Origin of the sequence: Pseudoalteromonas phenolica, from assembly GCF_044788725.1 — a bacterium.
Classification (GTDB): domain Bacteria; phylum Pseudomonadota; class Gammaproteobacteria; order Enterobacterales; family Alteromonadaceae; genus Pseudoalteromonas; species Pseudoalteromonas phenolica_C.
On the sequence record NZ_CP173161.1, the window covers coordinates 2,071,966 to 2,092,766 of the forward strand.

Annotated in this window: 15 protein-coding genes and 1 riboswitch; of the genes, 7 read left to right on the top strand and 8 right to left on the bottom strand. The window is 38.1% G+C overall.

Going from position 1 to position 20,801, the window contains the following annotated elements; genetic code table 11:
• Nucleotides 1–17: 17 nt before the first annotated feature.
• Genes ACH784_RS09405 through ACH784_RS09415 form a run of 3 tightly spaced genes read right to left on the bottom strand, consistent with a single transcriptional unit; the run spans nt 18 to nt 3,127 of the window.
• Nucleotides 18–1,247, bottom strand: a complete 1,230-nt coding sequence (locus tag ACH784_RS09405) for a lipoprotein-releasing ABC transporter permease subunit (RefSeq protein ID WP_404395236.1) — start codon at nt 1,245–1,247, stop codon at nt 18–20.
• A complete protein-coding gene (lolD, locus tag ACH784_RS09410) occupies nt 1,237–1,926 on the bottom strand; it encodes a lipoprotein-releasing ABC transporter ATP-binding protein LolD (RefSeq protein WP_404389574.1) in 690 nt (229 codons plus the stop codon). Before lolD ends, ACH784_RS09405 begins: the two co-directional genes overlap by 11 nt.
• The gene (locus tag ACH784_RS09415) at nt 1,919–3,127 is read right to left on the bottom strand and encodes a lipoprotein-releasing ABC transporter permease subunit (RefSeq protein ID WP_404395237.1); all 1,209 of its coding nucleotides are present in this window, start codon (nt 3,125–3,127) and stop codon (nt 1,919–1,921) included. The genes lolD and ACH784_RS09415 overlap by 8 nt, the downstream gene beginning before the upstream one ends.
• A gap of 155 nt (nt 3,128–3,282) precedes the next feature.
• Here ACH784_RS09415 and ACH784_RS09420 point away from each other — a divergent pair, with 155 nt between their 5' ends.
• Together ACH784_RS09420 and ACH784_RS09425 are read left to right on the top strand one after the other, a co-directional pair.
• The gene (locus ACH784_RS09420; RefSeq protein ID WP_404389576.1) at nt 3,283–4,935 is read left to right on the top strand and encodes a SulP family inorganic anion transporter; all 1,653 of its coding nucleotides are present in this window, start codon (nt 3,283–3,285) and stop codon (nt 4,933–4,935) included.
• A gap of 268 nt (nt 4,936–5,203) precedes the next feature.
• On the top strand, nt 5,204–6,403 hold the full coding sequence (locus tag ACH784_RS09425; RefSeq protein WP_404389578.1) for a DUF642 domain-containing protein: 1,200 nt from the start codon (nt 5,204–5,206) through the stop codon (nt 6,401–6,403).
• A gap of 566 nt (nt 6,404–6,969) precedes the next feature.
• Here ACH784_RS09425 and ACH784_RS09430 read toward each other — a convergent pair.
• Nucleotides 6,970–8,292: a sodium-dependent transporter gene (locus tag ACH784_RS09430; RefSeq protein WP_404389580.1), complete on the bottom strand. Its 1,323-nt coding sequence runs from the start codon at nt 8,290–8,292 to the stop codon at nt 6,970–6,972.
• 352 nt (nt 8,293–8,644) lie between these two features.
• On the opposite strand from ACH784_RS09430, the gene ACH784_RS09435 reads away from it, so the two are divergent.
• A complete protein-coding gene (locus ACH784_RS09435) occupies nt 8,645–8,977 on the top strand; it encodes a hypothetical protein (RefSeq protein WP_404389582.1) in 333 nt (110 codons plus the stop codon).
• Nucleotides 8,978–9,021: 44 nt separating this feature from the next.
• Here ACH784_RS09435 and lysC read toward each other — a convergent pair whose 3' ends face one another.
• Nucleotides 9,022–10,368 (bottom strand): lysine-sensitive aspartokinase 3, encoded by a 1,347-nt coding sequence (gene lysC / locus ACH784_RS09440; RefSeq protein ID WP_404389584.1) that lies wholly within the window; start codon nt 10,366–10,368, stop codon nt 9,022–9,024.
• A gap of 82 nt (nt 10,369–10,450) precedes the next feature.
• Nucleotides 10,451–10,624, bottom strand: a riboswitch (Lysine riboswitch).
• Nucleotides 10,625–10,754: 130 nt separating this feature from the next.
• The gene (nhaD, locus tag ACH784_RS09445; RefSeq protein WP_404389586.1) at nt 10,755–12,002 is read right to left on the bottom strand and encodes a sodium:proton antiporter NhaD; all 1,248 of its coding nucleotides are present in this window, start codon (nt 12,000–12,002) and stop codon (nt 10,755–10,757) included.
• 148 nt (nt 12,003–12,150) lie between these two features.
• On the opposite strand from nhaD, the gene ACH784_RS09450 reads away from it, so the two are divergent.
• The 4 genes from ACH784_RS09450 to ACH784_RS09465 are packed head-to-tail and all read left to right on the top strand — an operon-like array spanning nt 12,151 to nt 17,345.
• On the top strand, nt 12,151–13,413 hold the full coding sequence (locus ACH784_RS09450; protein ID WP_404389588.1) for a hypothetical protein: 1,263 nt from the start codon (nt 12,151–12,153) through the stop codon (nt 13,411–13,413).
• Nucleotides 13,400–13,951: a condensin complex protein MksE gene (locus tag ACH784_RS09455; RefSeq protein ID WP_404389590.1), complete on the top strand. Its 552-nt coding sequence runs from the start codon at nt 13,400–13,402 to the stop codon at nt 13,949–13,951. Before ACH784_RS09450 ends, ACH784_RS09455 begins: the two co-directional genes overlap by 14 nt.
• Nucleotides 13,948–16,734 (top strand): ATPase, encoded by a 2,787-nt coding sequence (locus ACH784_RS09460; protein WP_404389592.1) that lies wholly within the window; start codon nt 13,948–13,950, stop codon nt 16,732–16,734. Before ACH784_RS09455 ends, ACH784_RS09460 begins: the two co-directional genes overlap by 4 nt.
• 59 nt (nt 16,735–16,793) lie before the next feature.
• The gene (locus ACH784_RS09465) at nt 16,794–17,345 is read left to right on the top strand and encodes a DUF4136 domain-containing protein (RefSeq protein WP_404389594.1); all 552 of its coding nucleotides are present in this window, start codon (nt 16,794–16,796) and stop codon (nt 17,343–17,345) included.
• Between the two features lie 237 nt (nt 17,346–17,582).
• On the opposite strand, the gene ACH784_RS09470 is transcribed toward ACH784_RS09465, so the two are convergent.
• A complete protein-coding gene (locus tag ACH784_RS09470; protein WP_404389596.1) occupies nt 17,583–18,128 on the bottom strand; it encodes a hypothetical protein in 546 nt (181 codons plus the stop codon).
• Between the two features lie 234 nt (nt 18,129–18,362).
• On the bottom strand, nt 18,363–20,483 hold the full coding sequence (locus ACH784_RS09475) for a winged helix-turn-helix domain-containing protein (protein ID WP_404389598.1): 2,121 nt from the start codon (nt 20,481–20,483) through the stop codon (nt 18,363–18,365).
• Nucleotides 20,484–20,801: the final 318 nt, after the last annotated feature.

A 20,801-nucleotide genomic window follows, 5' to 3' on the forward strand; every position in this document is an offset into this window, starting at 1 on the left:
ACGATATACCAAATCCCTTAACCATTTCCTAACACTTTGGCAGGATCTGTTTTTGTAGCCTGCCAAGCAGGATAAATACTAGCCAAAAGAGCAAGTACGACCGTCACACTTAAAGTGATTGCAATATCACTCCACAATAACTTTGACGGTAAGAATTCAACAAAATAAACGCCAGATAATGGGTTTGTTGTTCCCTCATCATAAAACCATACAAATATATCAGGTAAATATAGTGATAAAATGACGCCCAAAGTACTGCCTATTAAAGAGCCGATTAACGCATTACCCACTCCCTTAAAAGCAAATGTAGCAAATATGGTTCTATCTTTCGCACCCATCGTTTTTAAAATGGCGATATTTGACTGCTTGTCTTTAACTTCCATTACCATAGAGGACACAATATTGAAACTGGCAACTGCTATAATCAAAATCACAACCAAAAATACAATCGTTCTGACCATTTGTATGTCTTGATATAAACTGCCTTGTGTTCTGAACCAACTATTCACATATACCAAATCGGGCAAACTGCGTCCTGCTGACATAGCGATATTATGCGCTTCAAATACGTCCGCAACTTTTACTCTGAGACTCGTCACTTGATCTGATTTAAATTCAAGAACTGATTGTAAAGAGCCAAGGCTGATGAGTGCCATAGACTGGTCAATTGGCCCACCCATTTTGATCAAACCAACGAGTGTAACTTTAAGCCGCTTTGGCGCAGCGAGGGGTGACTTTGAGTTTTTGTTGGCGATTAACAATGTGAAGGTGTCACCTAGATTTAGGTTTAAACTGTTTGCAATTTGTGAGCCCAATACAACTTGGTTTTGTTGTAAATTACTAAAATCAAACTCTTCGACAAATTCACCAACACTAGACACAAATTGGTGAGCTTTTACATCAATGCCTTTAATTTGCGCCGCTTTAAGTTTACCTTTGAATTGCACCATACCGGTTAAATTTATTTCAGGTGCAGCAGCAACGACCCCTTTTTGTTGCTCCAAAATTGTAACTTTAGTCTGCCAATCATTAATTGGTTCATAGGGTGCATCGTAAGTTACATGAGATACAACTGACAAAAGGCGATTTTCTAATTGTTCTTCAAAACCGTTAATGACCGAAAGGGCAACGATTAAAACACTAACGCCCAAAAGCACGCCGATCGTCGAAGCTTTATTCAATATTGACGCAAACCCTTTTTGTCGTGATTGACTAAAGCGTTTAGACAGTAACAAACTAAGCATGATTAACCTCAGTTAAAACACCATCATCAAGCTGAACTGTTCTACCTAGTTTCTCTGCGAGCTCTAAATCATGTGTAACAATTACAAAACTAGTTTGTAACTGTTGATTTAGCTCGTTGAGTAAATCATAAATCTTTATGGCGTTTTGTTTATCCAAGTTCCCTGTAGGCTCATCAGCTAAAACCAGTGCTGGTTTTGTTACTAAAGCTCTAGCAATTGCAACTCGTTGACGCTCGCCACCTGATAATTCAGAAGGTTTATGCTGAGCCCTATGGCCTAAACCAACTTTTTCAAGCATCTCTAAAGCCTGTTTTTGTGCCGATGGTGCTTTTTTTCCACTGATCAATAACGGCATAGCTACATTTTCTAGAGCAGAAAACTCCATCAACAAGTGATGGAATTGGTAAATAAATCCCATATATTCATTTCTGAATTCAGCCTGCTGATTTCTAGTTAATTCAGAAACGTTCACACCCTTAATTTTGGCAAATCCAGTACTTGCTTGATCAAGCGTGCCCAATATATGTAGCAAAGTACTTTTCCCTGAACCTGAACTACCTACAATTGCCAGCATTTCACCTTGTTTTAGAGTGAGATTTACTCCTTTAAGCACTTCGACTTCATTTTTACCGTCTTGGTAAGTTTTGCCTAAGCTATTACATTCAATTACTAAATTACTCATATCTTAAAACCTCAGCTGGCATAACTTTCGCTGCTTCCTTTGCAGGATAAAGGGTCGCAATAAAGCTTAATAAAATGCTTAAAGATGCCATAACAACTAATCCAACTATTTCAAATTTAACTGGCAAAGCCATTCCGCCTAAAAGTGACAAGCCAAAAAACGACATAACTTCGTTTATATATTGGGCTAACAATACTCCCCCAATTAATCCCAACACGGTACCAATTAAGCCGTTATAAAGACCTTGAACCATAAATACTTTTGAGATCATTACAGGGGTAAAGCCTAAAGTTTGTAAAATTGCCACTTCTCCTTGTTTTTCTTTGACCATCATTGAAAGACCAGAAATTATGTTAAAAATCGCAACTAAAACAATTAAACCAAGCAGTAATGACATGACTCTTTTTTCCATTGCTACGGCTGCAAATAAAGCGCCTTGTTGTACTTTCCAATCTGTTATTTCGTAGTTTTTGGATTCCAAAGTAGCAAACTCTAGATAAAATTGTTCAAGTGAAAAGGCATCATAAAGAGAAACACTAATATCAAGCTGTTCTTCTGACTTCTTCCTCATTAGTCTTGCTAGACTATCGCCATTGGCAAATGCAATTTGTGTATCAGCTTCACTTCGAGAGTTATAAATCAAGGCAACCGTAAAAAGTCTTTGCGCAGGCACTCTCCCCATGGGTGAATAGCTGGTCACTTCTGGCATAATTACGCGAACTTGACTACCAATTTGTACTTTTAATGTATTTGCCAAGTAACGGCTAATTGCCAATTGGTATTTTTCTGTTTGGAATTGTTTGACACTGCCTGATTCTATATGACTTTCTAAAAGACTCGTTCCATTGTCAAAAAGTCCCTGCAAACGGACCCCAAGTAACTCATCGTTAGTCTGTAAAATTACATCAGATGTTAAATATGATTGAACACGTTTAACGGATGGTAGTTGAGATAATTGAGATTTAAAATCTGTAGTCACTTCATCATTTTTAGGCTTTATTTGTACATGTGGGATCATATCAAGCATGGCATTCTTCAATGTTTGCTCGAATCCATTCATTACAGAACTAACTGTGATCAAGGACATAAGTCCTAAAGCAATGCCCGCAATAGAAAAAAAAGAAATAAACGAAATAAACGCATTTCCTTTACTAGCCTTGGCATATCTCAGCCCAACAAAAAGGCTAACTGGTTGAAACATATGCAATAAATTTATTATCATTTTCCACGTGCATGCATACTATCACAAACTAACATCACTTATATAAATACTAACTTGTAAAAAAGTTTGTAAATCCGATAGTTAAAAAGAAATTTTGGTGTAAAATGCGTGAAATCTCGCGGTATGGAAGTTCTATGTTATCTCTATCTCGATATAAGCATATGAATTTAAAGGGTGATTTATTCGGTGGTGTGACCACTGCCATAATATCTCTCCCGCTTGCCCTCGCCTTTGGTGTTGCTTCAGGAGCCGGTGCTGAAGCAGGAATGTGGGGTGCAATTTTAGTCGGTCTCTTCGCTGCCTTATTTGGTGGTTCTACTTCTCTGATTTCCGAGCCAACTGGTCCAATGACGGTTATTATGACCGCAGTGCTGACCGCCATGATGGCAAAATATCCTGAATCAGGCCTCGCAATGGGCTTTACTGTTGTTATGATGGCTGGTGCATTTCAAATATTGCTCGGTACACTGAAACTCGGTAAATATGTCACTTTAATGCCCTATTCTGTTATTTCAGGATTTATGTCAGGCATAGGTGTTATCCTTATTATATTGCAACTTGCCCCCCTATTAGGTCATCAAGCACCATCAGGTGGAGTAACAGGCACTTTAAGCCAACTTCCTCAATTACTTCTCAACGTACAATTCTCAGAATTATTATTAGGCGCTGCAACCCTAGGTATATTGTTTTATTTTCCTAAGCAATATCGCCAATATGTTCCTGCACAACTGGTTGCACTCGTTGCTGTCACTTTAGTTTCTGTGATCATTTTTGATTTAGATAGCATCCGCAGAATCGGTGAAATCCCCAGTGGTTTACCTTCTATCGTGATACCAACATTTACAGCTGATCAATTTCAATCTATGGTTATTGACGCATTAGTGCTTGGTACCCTTGGCTGTATTGATACTCTTCTCACAGCAGTAATTGGGGACAGCCTTACACGTACAGAGCACGACTCAGATAAAGAGCTAAGAGGTCAAGGCATAGCTAATATGATCTCAGGTTTATTTGGTGCATTACCTGGTGCTGGTGCAACAATGGGCACTGTTGTGAATATACAGGTTGGTGCTCGTTCGCCTCTCGCGGGTATATTTAGAGCACTAATCTTAATGGCAGTCGTGTTTGTTGCTGGTAGCCTAACTGAACCAATTCCATTAGCTGTTTTAGCAGGTATTGCCGTTTATGTTGGTATCAATATTCTCGATTGGAGTTTCATCCAAAGAGCACATAAATTAAGTATATCTCAAATGGCCATTATGTATGGTGTAATGCTTCTAACAGTGTTCGTTGACCTAATCGCAGCTGTTGGTTTAGGGGTGTTTATATCAAATATCATGGTGATTGAACGCTTAAGTCGAGTTCAATCAGAACAAGTAAAAGCCATCAGTGACTCTGATGATGACGTACCCATGAGCGAATCAGAACAATCTCTGTTCGAGAAAGCAAATGGTCAACTCTTGTATTTTTATTTATCAGGTCCGATGATTTTCAGTGTTTCGAAAGCTATTGCTCGTCAGCACCGAGACATCAGTAAGTATAAAGCCATGGTGCTAGATTTAAGTGATGTGCCTATGTTAGATGTCACAGTGAGTTTGGCACTTGAGAATGCGATTACTGATGCCTTAGATGCCGACTGCAAAGTTTTTATTTATTCACCTAACTCTGATACATCTGACCAATTACAGCGTTTTCAAATTAAAGAAAAGCTGGGTGAAAATGCCTTCTGCCAATCGAGAACAGATGCCCTCGAATTAGCGCTCGAAGCAATGAGCCGAGCAAATTAATTAATATTTATCTCAGAGCACATTTACTTCTTGTATAAATGTGCTCGCACCTACCTTAAATTACCAAACTAAAAAGTTAATACCTGGCTTCACTCTTGCTTATATCTACTTGAGTACACTATTTACTTTTACACATTACTGTACAAAACAAATTATTGACTTGAATGTTTAAAAAATGTTGACGAAGGCACATCAAAGTACGACAATAGGACTACTTTTTGCTTTCAAAGTTTGTTGTAAGCAGTTTTTGAACTTGGAGAACAACTATATGAAGTTATCTTTATTAGCAATGTCGACGCTTTTTGCAACGCAAATTGCAATGGCTGACAATTTAGTTACAAATGGCTCTTTCGAACAGGACGTTGTTAATTCAAAATGGACTTTATTAAATTCAGTCACTGGATGGCAAAATCAAGGTGCCAAGTTTGAAATTCAAACGTCAAGCTTAGGTATCATCAATGCACAAGACGGCAATCAGTACATTGAATTAGACTCAACTACTAATTACAGTGTTTATCAAAACATTGCGACCGAAGCAGGTCAAAGCTACGAGGTATCTTTTTATTACTCTCCTCGTATTGATGGCAACAACAAAACAAACAAAGCAAAAGTAAAGTGGAATGGTGAAACTGTTCTAAATCTTAATGCTACATCTCGTGGTTGGCAGTCTTTCAATATTACAGTTACCGCTGATTCTGACATCTCAGAGTTACGTTTTACAGGTGCTGGCACAAGCGATAGCCTAGGTGCGTTTATCGATAACGTTTCAGTAGTTAAAAAGCAAGCATGTCATACTGGTGTATTTGGTATCAATAACTTTGGTGCCGTAGAAACTGGTTATGTTTACAAGTTTGACCTTGAAACAAACACTTACAGTGTGGTTGCTGGTGCGCAAAATACAGCGTCAAATATCGCAAGCCATAATGGTAAGTTATATTTCATGGAACAATTAGATTCAAAAACCAAAGCTTCAAAACTATGGTCTTTAGATCTAGAAACGGGTACTCAAACCGCAGAAGCTGATGCTACTTCATGGCCTATTTATCGCTCTGCAGTAACTGCTGATGGGCAATCTTTACGCGCTACCAGTAAAACTTACATGTATGACTATAATGTACAAACAGGTGAAAAAACTGTATTAGGTAAGCTTAGTTATTCTGGCGACTCTTTCTCTCACGGTGATATCGCTTACTCTGCAGACAATAACACCTTATATGTTTTAACTGGCAAGTCTCTATATACACTTGATGACAGCACAATGGAATTAACCTTGATCGGTCACCACGGTATCAATTGGGCATCAGGTCTAGCTATTTCAGATGAAGGCACCTTGTATGTTTCTGGTCGTGTATCTGGCGAAAACGCTAAGATTTACACTGTAAACCCACAAACTGCAGTTGCTACATTTGTGATGGATGCACCAGAGCATATCAATGACTTAACTTTTGTAGATAACTACTGCAACTAATTCAATTTTGATTTTATAAATAGCCAGTTTTTACTGGCTATTTTTTTATCTAGAATTTACTTACCACACTCTCACTTTAATTAAGCCCTTCAATTGTTGGAGTTATTGTTAACCTTATCGGTAACGCTGCTCTATTGGTTTCATGCAATCCCTTTTCGTTGAATGATCTATTTTTAGTTAGAAAAACTCACGTGCTAATCCTCTTAATCAAGAGTTCTATTTTTTGGCAAGTAAAACTTGTCGATAGCCCCCTCACGCGTCCTACTATCGCTGTGGTACCGGCTTACATGTAGGCAAGGCTAAAACTTTGCTATTTAGTTGTTCTAAATGAAGAGCTTTCAACGAGGCTTACGTCAGTTTAGTCCTTGAAATAATTTAGTATTACTGTGGATTGGTATTAGTTGTTCTAACTGAGAAACTTTCTACGCAGGTAGCGTCAGTTTAAATCTATCAAAAAAATTGAGTATTATTGAAGGTTGATATTAGAATCATTGAGACTTGATTTTATTCAGGTACAGCAAAGAAAAAGCCCCGACAATTGTCAGGGCTTGATATATTGTTCTCGTCTATTTCAAAGCAACGTTAACGAATACTGCCGTCATTAAAACTGGGCAGACAAAACGAACATACTGAGCAAAGTAATAATGGAAACCATTCGTTGCTTGTAACAGCTTATTTCCTCTATTCCACATCCAACCAACTGTAAGGAAATAAAATAATCCCATTAATGGTAGCTGATATTGAGTAAACAAACTGATCACTAAACCAAATAGCCAATCAAAATTTAGAATAATTAAACCCGAAGCTAAAAGAATGACTATGGTGACCCAAATCGTTGCACTCGCTCGTTTCAATCCATGATTTTCGACTAAAAAGGATACAGGGATCTCAGTTGATGAAATCGTCGATGTTAAAGATGCGATCGACATCAATACAAAAAAAGTTAAACCGACAAATAAACCAACTTGCCCCATATTGGCAAATAACTCAGGGAGCACGGCAAAGATCAAACGTCCTTCGCCAATCAATTTCCCTTCGTGAAACACTTCTACACCATTTTGCTGCGCCACAAATATTGCAGGAATGATTAAAAGTCCTGCTAAGAACGCAACGCCAGTATCTAGTAATGCGACACTGGCAGTTAACTTAGGAAGGTTTTCAGTTGGTTTTAAATATGACCCATAAATCATCATACAACCCACACCTAACGAAAGAGAGAAGAATGCTTGACCCATTGCTGCAATGATTAAATCTGGATCGGTTACCTTCGAAAAGTCAGGTACCAAATAAGCTTTAAAACCTTCAGATGCCCCTTCTAACGTTGCCATATAAGCTATTAAAGCCACTAGTAAAACCAGTAATAATGGCATTAACCGTCTTGACCAAGCCTCTATACCTGATTTTACGCCCTGTAAAATAATACTTGCTGTCAATAACAACATTAGAGGCGTAAAAATAAAGTTTCGAAGTGTCGAATCACCTTTCAAGAATTCAGCTATATCGTCGAAACCAAGTAAGCTCATAATAGGCTCAAGAGAAAAAGCCAGCATCCAGCCTGCTACAATTGAATAAAAACTCAACATTACGATTGCGCCAAACAGGCCTATATACCCTGCACCAGCACCTACAGATGGGCTCTTTTCTTGCCAAGCTTGTTTTAAGGCTTTGACTGGATTTGATTGAGCTTGATGCCCTAAATACAATTCTGTGTAAAGTGCAGGCAAAGCTAGAAGAAAAATAACAATGAAGTACACCAATAAAAATGCACCACCACCGTGGTTTGCAGCTTGTGTGGGAAATCCCCAAATATTACCAAGCCCAACAGCTGCACCAGCAGCTGCTAATACAAAGCCTAAGCGACTTTGAAAGCCATCGCGCAATTGAGCCATTTATACATCTATATGTTTATTATTGTTGATCAACGATTATACGCAAGTTAGTCAACTTTGCGAATAGACTGCGTTTAATAACATATAGCAAAAAGTCTTGAACGATAGATCATCCCAAGCCTCAATAATAATAAATCTTTTTGAGGGACTAAAACTGACTCTAACTTCGTTGAAAATTTCTTCTTTAGAACAACTAAATAGTAAATTTTTCGCCTCGTGACCGGCAAGTTTTTCTTGCCTCAAAATAAAACGCTTAATTTAGAGGATTGGTATCACTTAAAAACTGAGCATTTCGCTTGAATAAAATGCCTTTTACTGATTAAGTAGTTGAGTTAATAACAAGGAGTTATCTATGGTTTTGCCACGGTTCGGCCTTTTCTTGGTCTTGTTTTCTTTATTACCAGCCTTTGTGCCAGGTGCGCTATCAATTATCGGCTATTTTATCTGCTTAACAGGTTTAATTATGAATGTTACTAGCAGCAAAAAAGCGCCTAAGTCTTTTATAGTCTCTAGTGTTATTGCAACACTATGCACCCTGATCATCAATGATACTTTACGTCTCGTTTTTAATGAATCAGCAATCAATCCTGTTGAGCAATTCGTATTTATTGTGTTAATCATCATTATGATTGTGAACGGCTCTTTCAAAATGATGCGGTTAGAGAAAAATAAAAAAGTCGGTTAGTTTTACAACTAACCGACTTTTAGTAATCAGTTTACTCAAATGCCTCAACAAGCTTCGAGTAGTTGCTCATGAATTGATTGCACTACGCTATCTGATTCACTTTGCTCAACTAAAAAGCATAAGTTGTGCTTGCTCGCACCATGACAAATTAGACGAATATTAAAGTCTTTTAATACATTCATAAAATTCACTTCATGTTGCCGAAGCTGAATTTCAGAGCCAATCAAGGCAACCAATGTCAAATTTGTTTCCACGGTTACATGACAAAACTCACTCAACTCTTCTAAACATGCTTGATCAAGTTCTGGTCTTGATGAACTCAACGCATTATCAAGTGTAATTGCAACACTGATCTCAGAAGTCGTTACCAAATCTACCGAAATATTATATTTACTTAAAATGGTAAAAATACGTGCTAAAAAGCCACTCGCCAATAACATTTCAGGACTTTTTAATGTTAAAAGTATCTGATTCTTACGTTGTGTAACGGCTCTTATTCCAGCTTGTGATTTTGTGTCTTTCTCAATCCAAGTTCCACCGGCTTGTGGTTCACGGCTAGAACCAACAAACACTGCAATGCCACTGCGACTTGCAGGTAAAATGGTTGCTGGGTGTAATACTTTCGCGCCAAAAGTAGCCATTTCAGCAGCTTCATCAAAGCTCAATCGAGCAATCGGTGACGCTTTTTTACATAAACGTGGATCAGTACTGAATATACCAACTACGTCTGTCCAGATCTGTACACTTTGTGCACCTATCGCTTCAGCCAGTAACGCAGCACTATAATCTGAACCACCTCGACCTAGTGTTGTTGTCTGACCATACGTATCACTGCCAATAAAACCTTGTGTTACGAGAACTTTGTCAGTAATTTGAGGCATTAAATGCTGCTCTGCTGCGCTTGCAGTTGCATTGATGTCAGGTGTCGCCTTACCGAATTGGTTATCAGTTTTAAGTACTTGGCGCACATCAAACCTGTCAGCAGCAACCCCAAGGTTACGTAGCACTTGAGTAAACAAAAAAGATGATAAGCGTTCACCAAAACTAAGCATTTCATCACATTGCTGTGCGCTTAGTGCTGGTAAATCAGCTAGTTGTTCAAACTCGCTAATTGTTTGAGAGAAGCCTGTTGCTAAGTCGGCATCTAATGTTAGTTTCTCTAAAATGGCATCCTGGATATCAAGTACAGCTTTAACCAGTGCTTTACGCTCTGTAGCGTCAGCCTTTTGCTGGGTTAAGGTCACTAAATGATTAGTCACACCCGCACTGGCACTTACCACCACAATACGTACTTGATTATCATCATGAATAATTTGTGCACAGCGATGCATTGCTTCAAAATCGGCAACACTCGTACCACCAAACTTGGCAACTGTGAACTGGGAAGTCATTTTATCTCCTTTATGAACACGTTGTGTTCAACATCAATAAGGAGAACTCGGCAAGAATACATTTGATTGAATTGATATGTTCATTGCCAGAAGCTCTCCACCATAAATCGGTGACAGTTCCGAGGATTCAGCCTCGTAAACCGAAAAACAACAGCGACGTACTGATGTTCTTCTCGGCGAACACTTCCCTCACTGGTTGTCTTCGGTATTCGTCACCTCAAACCAGCTACCTAAGTTTCGCGCCTCTTCTGTTTATTTTGCATAAGTTAAGCTGAACTTAAGCAAAACAAAACCCGCGCAAACGTAAGTTTGAGCGGGCTTTTAAAAAGTAACTTTTAGACGTCTAGGTGTCAAGTAATGATTTAAGTAATTTGAACTTAAATTATCTAAACCATCGACCCTGCGTAATAAGCGCCAACATATCCTATTGAATAAGCGATTAGAAGGTAAAAGAACATACGCAGATAACTCATGAATGTAAGAGCTTTAACCTTATTCATTGCAATAATACCAGCTGCTGAGCCAATAATTAGCATAGAGCCACCTACACCTGTTGCGTAAGTAAACATCAGCCACTGCTGTGTAGACATAGTGATATCGGCTTTTAAAAGCGCCGCAGTTAAAGGCACGTTATCGACCGCAGCAGACATAATGCCAACAATGTAGTTCGCATATTCAGGCTGTAGGTAGTCATATAACTGAGTAAATTTCACAAGGAAGCCCACTTCTTTAAGTGCACCTACAACAAGCAAAATTCCTACGAAAAATAATAAAGTGTCGTATTCAATTTCACGAATATAATCAATTATTTTACGGTTGACGTCTTTTTTACGCATTAAAAACTGAGCGACTAAGAACATCAGAGACAAACCAAACAACATGGTAAGCAAAGGAGGTACTTGATACTCCACACTTAAGAATAAAGTTGAGAAGACCGTAAATGCAAATATACATGCAATAGTTACATCTGTTTTTTCAATACGTCTAAACTGCTCTTTCTCAAAAATAATGACATCGTTCATGCCTATCGACAGTAAGCTGGCCAAAATTAAGACACTAAAAATTGCTGGTGCTACTAATAAAAGCAAGTCTGGAATGGTTACTTTATCAGCAAGAAAAATCATAAGTGTTGTCACGTCGCCCGTGATCAATGATACTCCCCCTGAATTAACACTAAAAATGATTAAAGTTGCATACTTTATAAGCTTCTTAGGGTCTAATTTCAGAGACATCACGACAGCCAATGAAATCAATGTTGCTGTAATATTGTCTGAAATGGATGAAAATACAAAAGCGGCAATGCCTACAAGGAACATGAGTTTACGTTCGCTTATTTGAGAAGGCATGACACGATGCACGATATTTTGTATAAAACCTTTAGAGTTTAGATATGCAACAAACGTCATGGTAGCCATTAAAAATAGCCATAAAGTTGCTATCTCTAATATGTTGTGGTTCAGCTCGTGTTGTACATTTTCCGGGCTTTGACCATGAATTGGAGAGATAAAGGCGATAATCCAACATAAAGTACCAAAAAAAAGTGTCGTTTTGGCCTTGTTTACATGGATTATATCCTCTATAACGATGAGCACAAAAGCTATCGCTATCAGTGTTAGGATTATAGTAGTAACCATAATTCGTAAACAACCTGTGTGTAAAAATTAACAAAATTGGTGGGTAACGTAAGTCGGCGCAGATTCTAGCATTTCAGGTACATGTAAGCTATCAATATAAGTATAAAATACGGTCTTTTTTCACAAAAAAGACACAAAGTGGAAGAATATGATCCCAGCGAAGAAAGTTTTAAATACGCTCACTGAACATTGGTCAGTCATTGAGCAACTGTTTAAACGTTTCAAAATGACTGATTTCAGCATCAAAGACGTTCAAAACATCATAAAAAACAAAAATCCTCATTGGAAAAGTGACAAAATATTCAAGGAAACTAATAAGCTATTAAATCAGGAAATTATCATACCACTGGCAAAATCGTCACAATTAGAAATCAATAGAGCGATTGCCGAGTTCATCAGTTTCTTATTACAAGAAGAAGACTTAGGCCTTGCTGCAGAGATAACGGTTTTAGTCACAGATCTTGAACGACTCGGTAACCGCCTAGAACAATCCGGTGAAGACGCCGACTTTACGGAACTACGTCGTTTTAGCCGCATTATGGATGAACGCGTACGTAAAATCGTTAAACTGTTTAATCACAATGAAAACGCCATCTTTAACATTGTAGAGCAAGCAAAGTCTGATACCAGCCATGTTTCACTTCAAAAGCGTTATAAAGCTGTTATAGAGGCATTCGACGAGTATATTGAGCCCATGCTGGAAATGGTCGATATTCGAGGTGATTTTCATCGCTGCTTCAATCGCATAGAAATACAGATTAGTGCTCAAATAGAACATATTGAACTTTTTGGCCGTGGCAGTATTGATAAGCGCATGCTAGAGCAACTTCGTACTCGTATTCTTGATATGCACCTAGTTGGTCGAGAAAGTCTGCGTAAGAGTGCTGATATGCTGATGCCTTTACGAGAAGAACTGCGTCGTAATAATTTGATCACGCGTCAAGCATCTAAAGTACTAGGTCTTATTCGTAAAAACGGCGTTGATCGTACATTAAGTGCCGTTCAGCCTGAATTTGTCTCTGATATTCAACGCTTTTCATTAGGGCAGCAACGCCATATGGTTGCCTATATGGCAAGTTTAGTAGAGTTTGAGCATGACGAATACGAGCTTCCCGATCAAAACGATGTGCCAGCCTATCAGAGCCCAAATATTCCAGATTACAACAACGTAAGAACGACTTTCGCAAAAACAGGCAAAAAACGAACGGCGATTTTAGGTTTCTTATCTGAACAATATCCAGATCTCGAAGCCGATGAAATGCTGTTTTTATATCAAAAATTAATCAACGATACAGATCTCGAATTACAGCAGGACGAACAACGTACAAGCATTTCTATTTCGGGGCAGACATTCAAACTGTATCCATTTAATGCCGCCAACAAACAAGAACAAAAGAATGACAAACATTAATTTAACTGATTTATCAGAATTACAGGCCATCAATAAAAAATTGGTTAGCGGGTATCACATCAGTGAACAAGACACCACCTTATGGCAGCAACTAGACCAAAACATTGATGCTTACCAAGCCTTATTTACAGCGCTAGGTCACGACCTTATTCATGATGCCCGAGGCTTTTATTATCTAGGTAGTGATGAGAGCACGCCTAACATGGGTAAGATTTCGCGTGCCATTGCATTAACTATCTATATTCTTATCGAGCATTACGCGAACCAAGGTAAAGATCCCCTTCGCGCTCTCTTTGATAACGTCGCCGATTTAGAGCTGATGCAAACTCTGGTACAAATGAATAAACACCTGTTTGACCAGCTAGAAATCTTTTCAGGCTCAGAACTTCGTAAAGACGTGTATTTACGCATGGTACGTTTAGGGCTTGCTAAAGAAGTTGAGCAAGGCTTTGTATTACTCGCGCCAGTTTATAGATATATAGACGCATTAATGGAAGTAAACGACAACAACTTTGACGAACTCGAGGATGAAGTATGAGTAAGTTATATGGATTAAGTAAGCTTGCACTGTTAAATACGGCAGGCTATGCAAAATGTGTGATCCCGCTGAATAAAAGTGCCTCTATTTGTGCGCCGAACAATACCGGTAAAAGCTCGGTGATTAATGCACTGCAATTTCCGCTGATCAACGACCTACGTTTGACTGAGTGGGATGGTCACGATTTAGAAGAAACACGTAAGTTCTACTTCTCAAGCGATCAAAGTTATATCTTACTTGAAGCCAATCTACCCCATGGTGATGTCGTCATCGGTGTTGCAGGTTTAGGCAAGATTGCAGGTTACGCTCACCAGTTTTTTTGCTACCCAGGAAAGCTAGATTTAAACGACTTCACGCAAGATAAAAGCATCATTAAATATACCAAGCTGTTTAATCACCTTGAGAGCAAAGGTAAACAAGCGGTCGAGTTAAAAGCGCAAGAGCTAAACGCCCTACTCATTGGTGGCGCAACACAATTTGATGGTGATATTAATCTAAAAATGATCCCATTAAATAACGTACAAGATGCGTCTATTTACAAAGAGATTTTCAGACGAATACTTAACTTACATAAGTTAGGCGCACAAGACGTAAAGCGATTTATGCTACGCGTATTTGAACGCCACATGTCAAACTCAAAAGTCGACTTTTATGAAGTTTGGCGTCGCGCTTTTGATAAAGTAAACCACTCTCGTCGCGAACTTGCTGCTCTTGAGTCAATGCAAGAGCCCATTGCTGCACTTGAACAAATGCTCGATAGCGAGAGCGGTATAAAAGGTAAACTTGCCGCCTACGCACCTAAAATTGATATGGCATTGGTAGAATTTGCCGATTATCAAGAATCACAAATGAGTGAGCTCGAAGTTCAACTAGAAGACATTGAGCAAGAAAAACACGACTTCGAACAAAAGCAACAACTTTACTTACAACAGTCTAGCGACATTGCCCGCCGACAAGCGCAAATTGAACAGTGGTTTATTGACTACTCAGCCCTTAAAACTGAGTTTGAATTAACCAATCACGCGACCTTAAAAACCAATCTGCAATTATTGAAAAAAGAATATGAGCAGTTGTCGTTTTCTATTAATAGCGCGCAAGGGCAAAGCTTACACACCCTTGATTATCGTATTAACGAGAATAATAAGCAGATCAAGAGCCTCAAGCTGCAACTTAAAAACCTTGAGTTCAACCTATTTACTCGTATGCGTGAAGATCTGTCTCTAAAAGAAGTCGAAGAAATTTCTCGTATTTTGAATCCAGATATTCTGAGCTTTGCAACGACTAGCCAAGGTGAAGTTGACATTCATGATGAAGACGCTTTCGGTGAGTTCTTAGCAAACTTATCAAACAGCGTAAAAGGTGGTGAATTAAAACTGCCTGGTGCAACCATTAAGCTTAAAAAGCTCAGCCCTGTGCAAATGCAAAGTGGCGAGAACAAAGCACAATTAAAAGCGCAGTTAGAATCATTACAGCAATCTTTAGTCGAGCTCAAACAACAGCGTGAAGTTGCAGCAAACGTAGTACAAAAGCAGCAAGAACGTGATGCCTTATATGACGAGCTAATGGCGCTAGAAGCAACGCTTAAACGCTTCGAGCAATATCAAACCATGCTGCAATCTGTTGAAGCACAATCTCTACTCAAAGAGCAATTAGACGCTGAACGCGAGCAAGTAGACAGCTACCTACAAGATATTCAACGTAACGCGAGCTCAATCTCAGATAGACGTTCAATTATTTTATCGAAGCAAGACTTAATTAAACGTCAAGGGGACCGATTAAAACAGGTTAAATCTGAGCGTATTGATCACACACTAGACATAGTGAGCGAACAGCAAACGCCTTACCCTGTTGAGATAAATCTCGACTTCGATAACTTGGCTGATGTGATCCATCAGTTCAATAAAGATTGCCATGAACTGCGTAATCTAGCTGTCAACGTGCGTAATACCTATTTGCATATTTACAATGCGGGTATCACGAAGTTTGATAATGAATCTGATGAATTTACTAAGTATCAAAAACTTATCAGCGCATATCATAATATTGACAATGAACGTGACGCGGTTGAGAAACAGGCACGTGTTGCCCTCACTGAGGTAGCTGCAACCATCAAAGGTTTACGTGAAGATTTAGATCGTTTACGTCGCGAAATGAACAGCTTTAATAAAGGGATCAGTCAACATAGGATTTCAAACTTACAAGCGTTCAAGATAAACGTGATCCCTCGCAAGATGCTGGTAGACTCTATCGATACTATTATCAGCACATCTGACAGTTATGAACAAGGTGATAATCTTGATTTATTGAGTGAATCACCAACTGATGAAAAAGCCGTCAATGCAGCGAAAGATCACTTAATCAAACTCGCCAGCGAAAAAGCAGGTTTAACGCTCACAGATCTTTTCGATATTCGTTTTGAAGTAGTTAACCGCGCCGGTGAAACTGAACATTTCGATAAAATCGATTCTGCCGGTTCTAACGGAACACGTATTACAATCAAGCTGTTATGTGGTATGTTGTTTATTCGTTATCTATTATCAGATCAGGAACAAACATTGTATCGTATTCCTATCTATATAGATGAAGCGGCTGATATCGACCCTCAAAACCAAAAAGCCATTATTGAAACCGCATTGAGTTTCGGCTTTGTACCAATTTTTGCTTCGGTAAAACCGCAAATCAGTTGTGACTACTTAGTGCCAATCCGTAGTGTAAAAGATGGCAGTCAGAACTGGGTTGACGAAAAAGATTGGATTGAAGTGGAACATTCTGAGGCCAGTTAGGTCTCAGAAGGCAAATGACATTATCAACTGGGATGGATCCCAGAAATTAGGAGATAGCTATGTTAAAGCATTTATTTATTACAGCATTGCTCACGCTTGTTGCGGCTTGTGGTAGCACACCAGATTGGGATTATGATACCTCTGTTGAGTTTGCTAACTACAAAACATTTGCATGGTCAGAACATGCTGATATTAAAAATCACGGCAGTGACTATCAAATTAATGACTTAATGGAAAAACGTATTCGCAAAGCCATTGTTGATAATTTAGCAGCACAAGGGATCAAGTTTGTTGACGCTAAAAACGCGGATGTATTAGTTAACTATCACGCGTCTGTTGATCAAAAATTAGAATCGGACACTATGCAAACCACCTACTCTGCGCGCTGGAATTATTGGGGCTGGGGTTATCAAACTCAAACGACAACACGTGAATATGATGTAGGCACTCTCGTAGTTGATATTGTAGATGCTAAATCAAATCAACTGGTCTGGCGTGGTGCAAAAGAAGGTCGTTTACGTAAGAAACAAACACCAGAGCAACGCACTGAAGCAATTAATAAAACAATAGCTGAAATTTTAAAGAACTTTCCACCTAAACCTCAGCATTAATATCTATTCATAATAAAAAACCACAATATTACATTGTGGTTTTTTTATTCTTGCTAACAGCCACAATTGGCTCTTTATACCAATCCTCCTAATTCAGCGGTCTATTTTGAGGCAAGAAAAACTAGTCGATAACGAGGCGTAAATTTTGCTATTTAGTTGTTCTAAATAAGAAATTTTCAACAAAGTTAGCGTCAGTTTTAGTCCCTCAAAATGATTGAGTATTATTGAGGATTGGTATTAATCATCAACTTCACAAGTACTTGGTCCTACAACGGACTTAGTGAACTGAAATTTCTCTCCAATATTTTGGTATCTTAATTCAGCCATTTTTTTGGTTTCTTCAAAATTATCCTCTACCTTGAAAGAAGAACCATGCGTTGAAAAAATAATGTAATTGTTAGCTGGTGAAATATCGAAGTACAGATCACCAATATAATTAATCATGCCCGCTTTTATCTCAAATTCACCCATACATTCCAAGTCAGGTTTTACTAATCCTGAGCCTTGCATATAGATGGCTTCATCAAAAAGATGGGTGCCTGCTGACATAGGGAATAAGAAGAAATTATCTTCTAACCTCATGACAAAACTATAATTATCAAGAATTTTGTTTTTATTCTTGGTCAAAAACTGGGCGGTACTAGCGTGCCCTGTTTTCGTAATTTTTGCTAATACGAGACCCTGCTCTGCCTCTAAAGGTTTAGAAGGGTCATATTTGACTGCGACACAGCCAGATAGGAAGGCAAGAATCATTATTAATAAAAGGTTATTTTTATACTGCATTACTTGTTTCTACAATCTAAACAAAAACAGCATAATAATTTAATAACGTTGAAGTTAAAAGTTGTTATACCAATTCTCTTAATTAAGTGATCTATTTTGGGGCAAGGAAAGCTTGTCGATAACAAGGCGAAAATTTTGCTATTTAGTTGTTCTAAATGAAAAATTTTTAACGTGGTTAGCGGCAGCTTTAGTCCCTCAAAATGATTAAGTATTATTGAGGGTTGGTATTGTCAACTAGATTATGTTTTTTAGTTCCAATCTAAGAATATCAGCTGAGTTACTTATATCTTTTAGTAAAATTGTATTCCCTTTGATTTCTGAGATTTGATCACAAAACTCAGAACAGAAAATTTGTATGTCATTATTCAAAATCGTACCTGTCTGTTCAGGGTGTTGATATCGATAATATGCCAGCTTAAGGCTTTGGCTTTGGCTTTGGCTTTGGCTTTGGCTTTGGCTTTGGCTTTGGCTTTGGCTTTGGCTTTGGCTTTGGCTTTTCAAATAATAGAACCCCTCTTGTTGAGGATAAAGCCCCTTAATTAAGCCTTCATTACTTAGTAGTGAAGCATTACTACTATGATTTAATATCTTCCCGTTTTCAAAACTGATTAGGTCGTCATTGTTATCTAAGAAAACGCGCTTTTTTGCCAAATCAACGTTTAACTCTGTCGATACTCTATGACTTAAATCAAAACGAATAAGTGCATCATTATGCGTACTTTTATTCACCATTAAAATCGCATTTGAGTGGTGATACCAAGCCTTTGGTACGCCAATGATTGTTTCAAGCCAGTTTATTGAATGATGATTTTTTTCCAGCTCAACAATAAAAGGTTTGTTATTAACACTACTGGTCAAGCGTCTTGCGGATTTATCCCAAATAGGCTCAGATAAAGCAAACTCTTGTTCTTCATTTTGAAATACGAGTCGCTCTTCACCACTTTCTATGTGTTTTATAAATAATTGTGGTAAACCATTTCTAAGGGAAATATAAGCAATCCGAGTTCCATCTGGTGAGAGAGCAGGCATCATATCAACCGTATTTGAATCAATGATTTTAGTTGAATCAAATCGGGTTAATAAAATATCTTCGTCAGATTTTGCTTCAATAAAATACAGTTTATCTGCAACAATTTGAGGGTAAACCAAGAAGTTATAACTTCTATAATCAAGCGTATAAAGTTCACCCGTTAAATCTAATTGTTTTAATTGACTACCATTGCTCAAAAGCAGTGAGTTTTCTTCATCAAACCAAGTCAAAAAATACCAATTTCTATCCAATTCAGCCACTAATGTGAATGTCTCATTGCTCGGCTCTAATAGTTTTACCTGCGTGACTCCTTCATCATTAAAGCCAACCAATGCCAACTTATTTTGTTTTGAAGACAAGGCAATTTTATATGGCTTAAATCCATCATTCGGCTCGAGTAGAGTTTCTGAAAGACCGGTATTTAAATTGTGCTTGTATAAACTAACATTTCTACTGTGCTCCGAGCCGTTCTGGTTCGCCAAGTAAAAGAGTTGCTGTTTCGAATCTATATAGAACACACTATTCCAAGAAATATCATTACGCGAAAACAATACACTTTCTGAAATACGCTTATGCTGTTTATTGAGATAAAGCCTAACGAATTCGATACCCTTTGCAGTTTTATGTGAATATATTAAAGAGTTTGAATGGCTTTCCCATGCTAGATAGGTATACGCCTTGCTCTCATCATTTAACATCCATTCGGTATTCGTTACTAAATCTTTGATAAGTAGCACTCTTTTTTGTGTGTCTTGAGTACTTTGTATGAAAGCCATAAAACGTCCATCTGGACTTACTTGCATGTAGCGTTCAGATCCATTACTGGCGGTGATCGGCATTAAATTGGCAAGTCTGGTTTTGGTTGGTACATTTATATTTTGATAATAATAGCCAAATAGCACTATACCTATAATACAAAAACTGAGTAGAGCAATAAAAAATACTAAAGGTGATTTTTCATTCTTTTGGCATCTAATTGGCTCGTTTTTTTCACCTATATTCTCAACAAAACGTATATCTGCCTCAAGACTATAACCGCGCTTGGGGTGTGTTTTAACAATGCTTTTTTGTTCATCAAGAAATGCTTGGCGTAATAGCGCAATATTTCTTCTTACTGAATTAGGGCTATAAATGCCGTTTGGCCAAACCTGTTCAAATAACTCTTCGCTACTTAACACCTGTTGATGATTTTTTACTAGCACTTTCAGTAACGCCATCACTTTGGGCTCAAGTACGACTTCCTCGTCTCGGTTATTGCTGCTGTAACTGACAACACCCCGTTTCGTATCAACCAAAAAATCATTGACATAAAATTTTGCAGACAAATTATCATTGGGGCAAGTGAATGCCACCTTATTGTTATTATTGATAATATTTTCCTTAAGCCTTTCTTAATGCATTCTTAACAGCTTCTTTATCGCGTTTTGATACTTGGTTACGTTAAAACTTAAAACATCTTACATCTTATACTAATCCTTGGTAATACATAATCATTTTGAGGGGCTTAAACTGTCGTTTACTGCGTTACTAATTTCTTATTTGCAACGGCATAAATGCAGAAGATAGGGCATTGCAGTAGCGACTGCCGTGAACAGCTAAATCGAAAACTTTCGCCTTGTCTGTATGAATGAAAGTAACTCAAA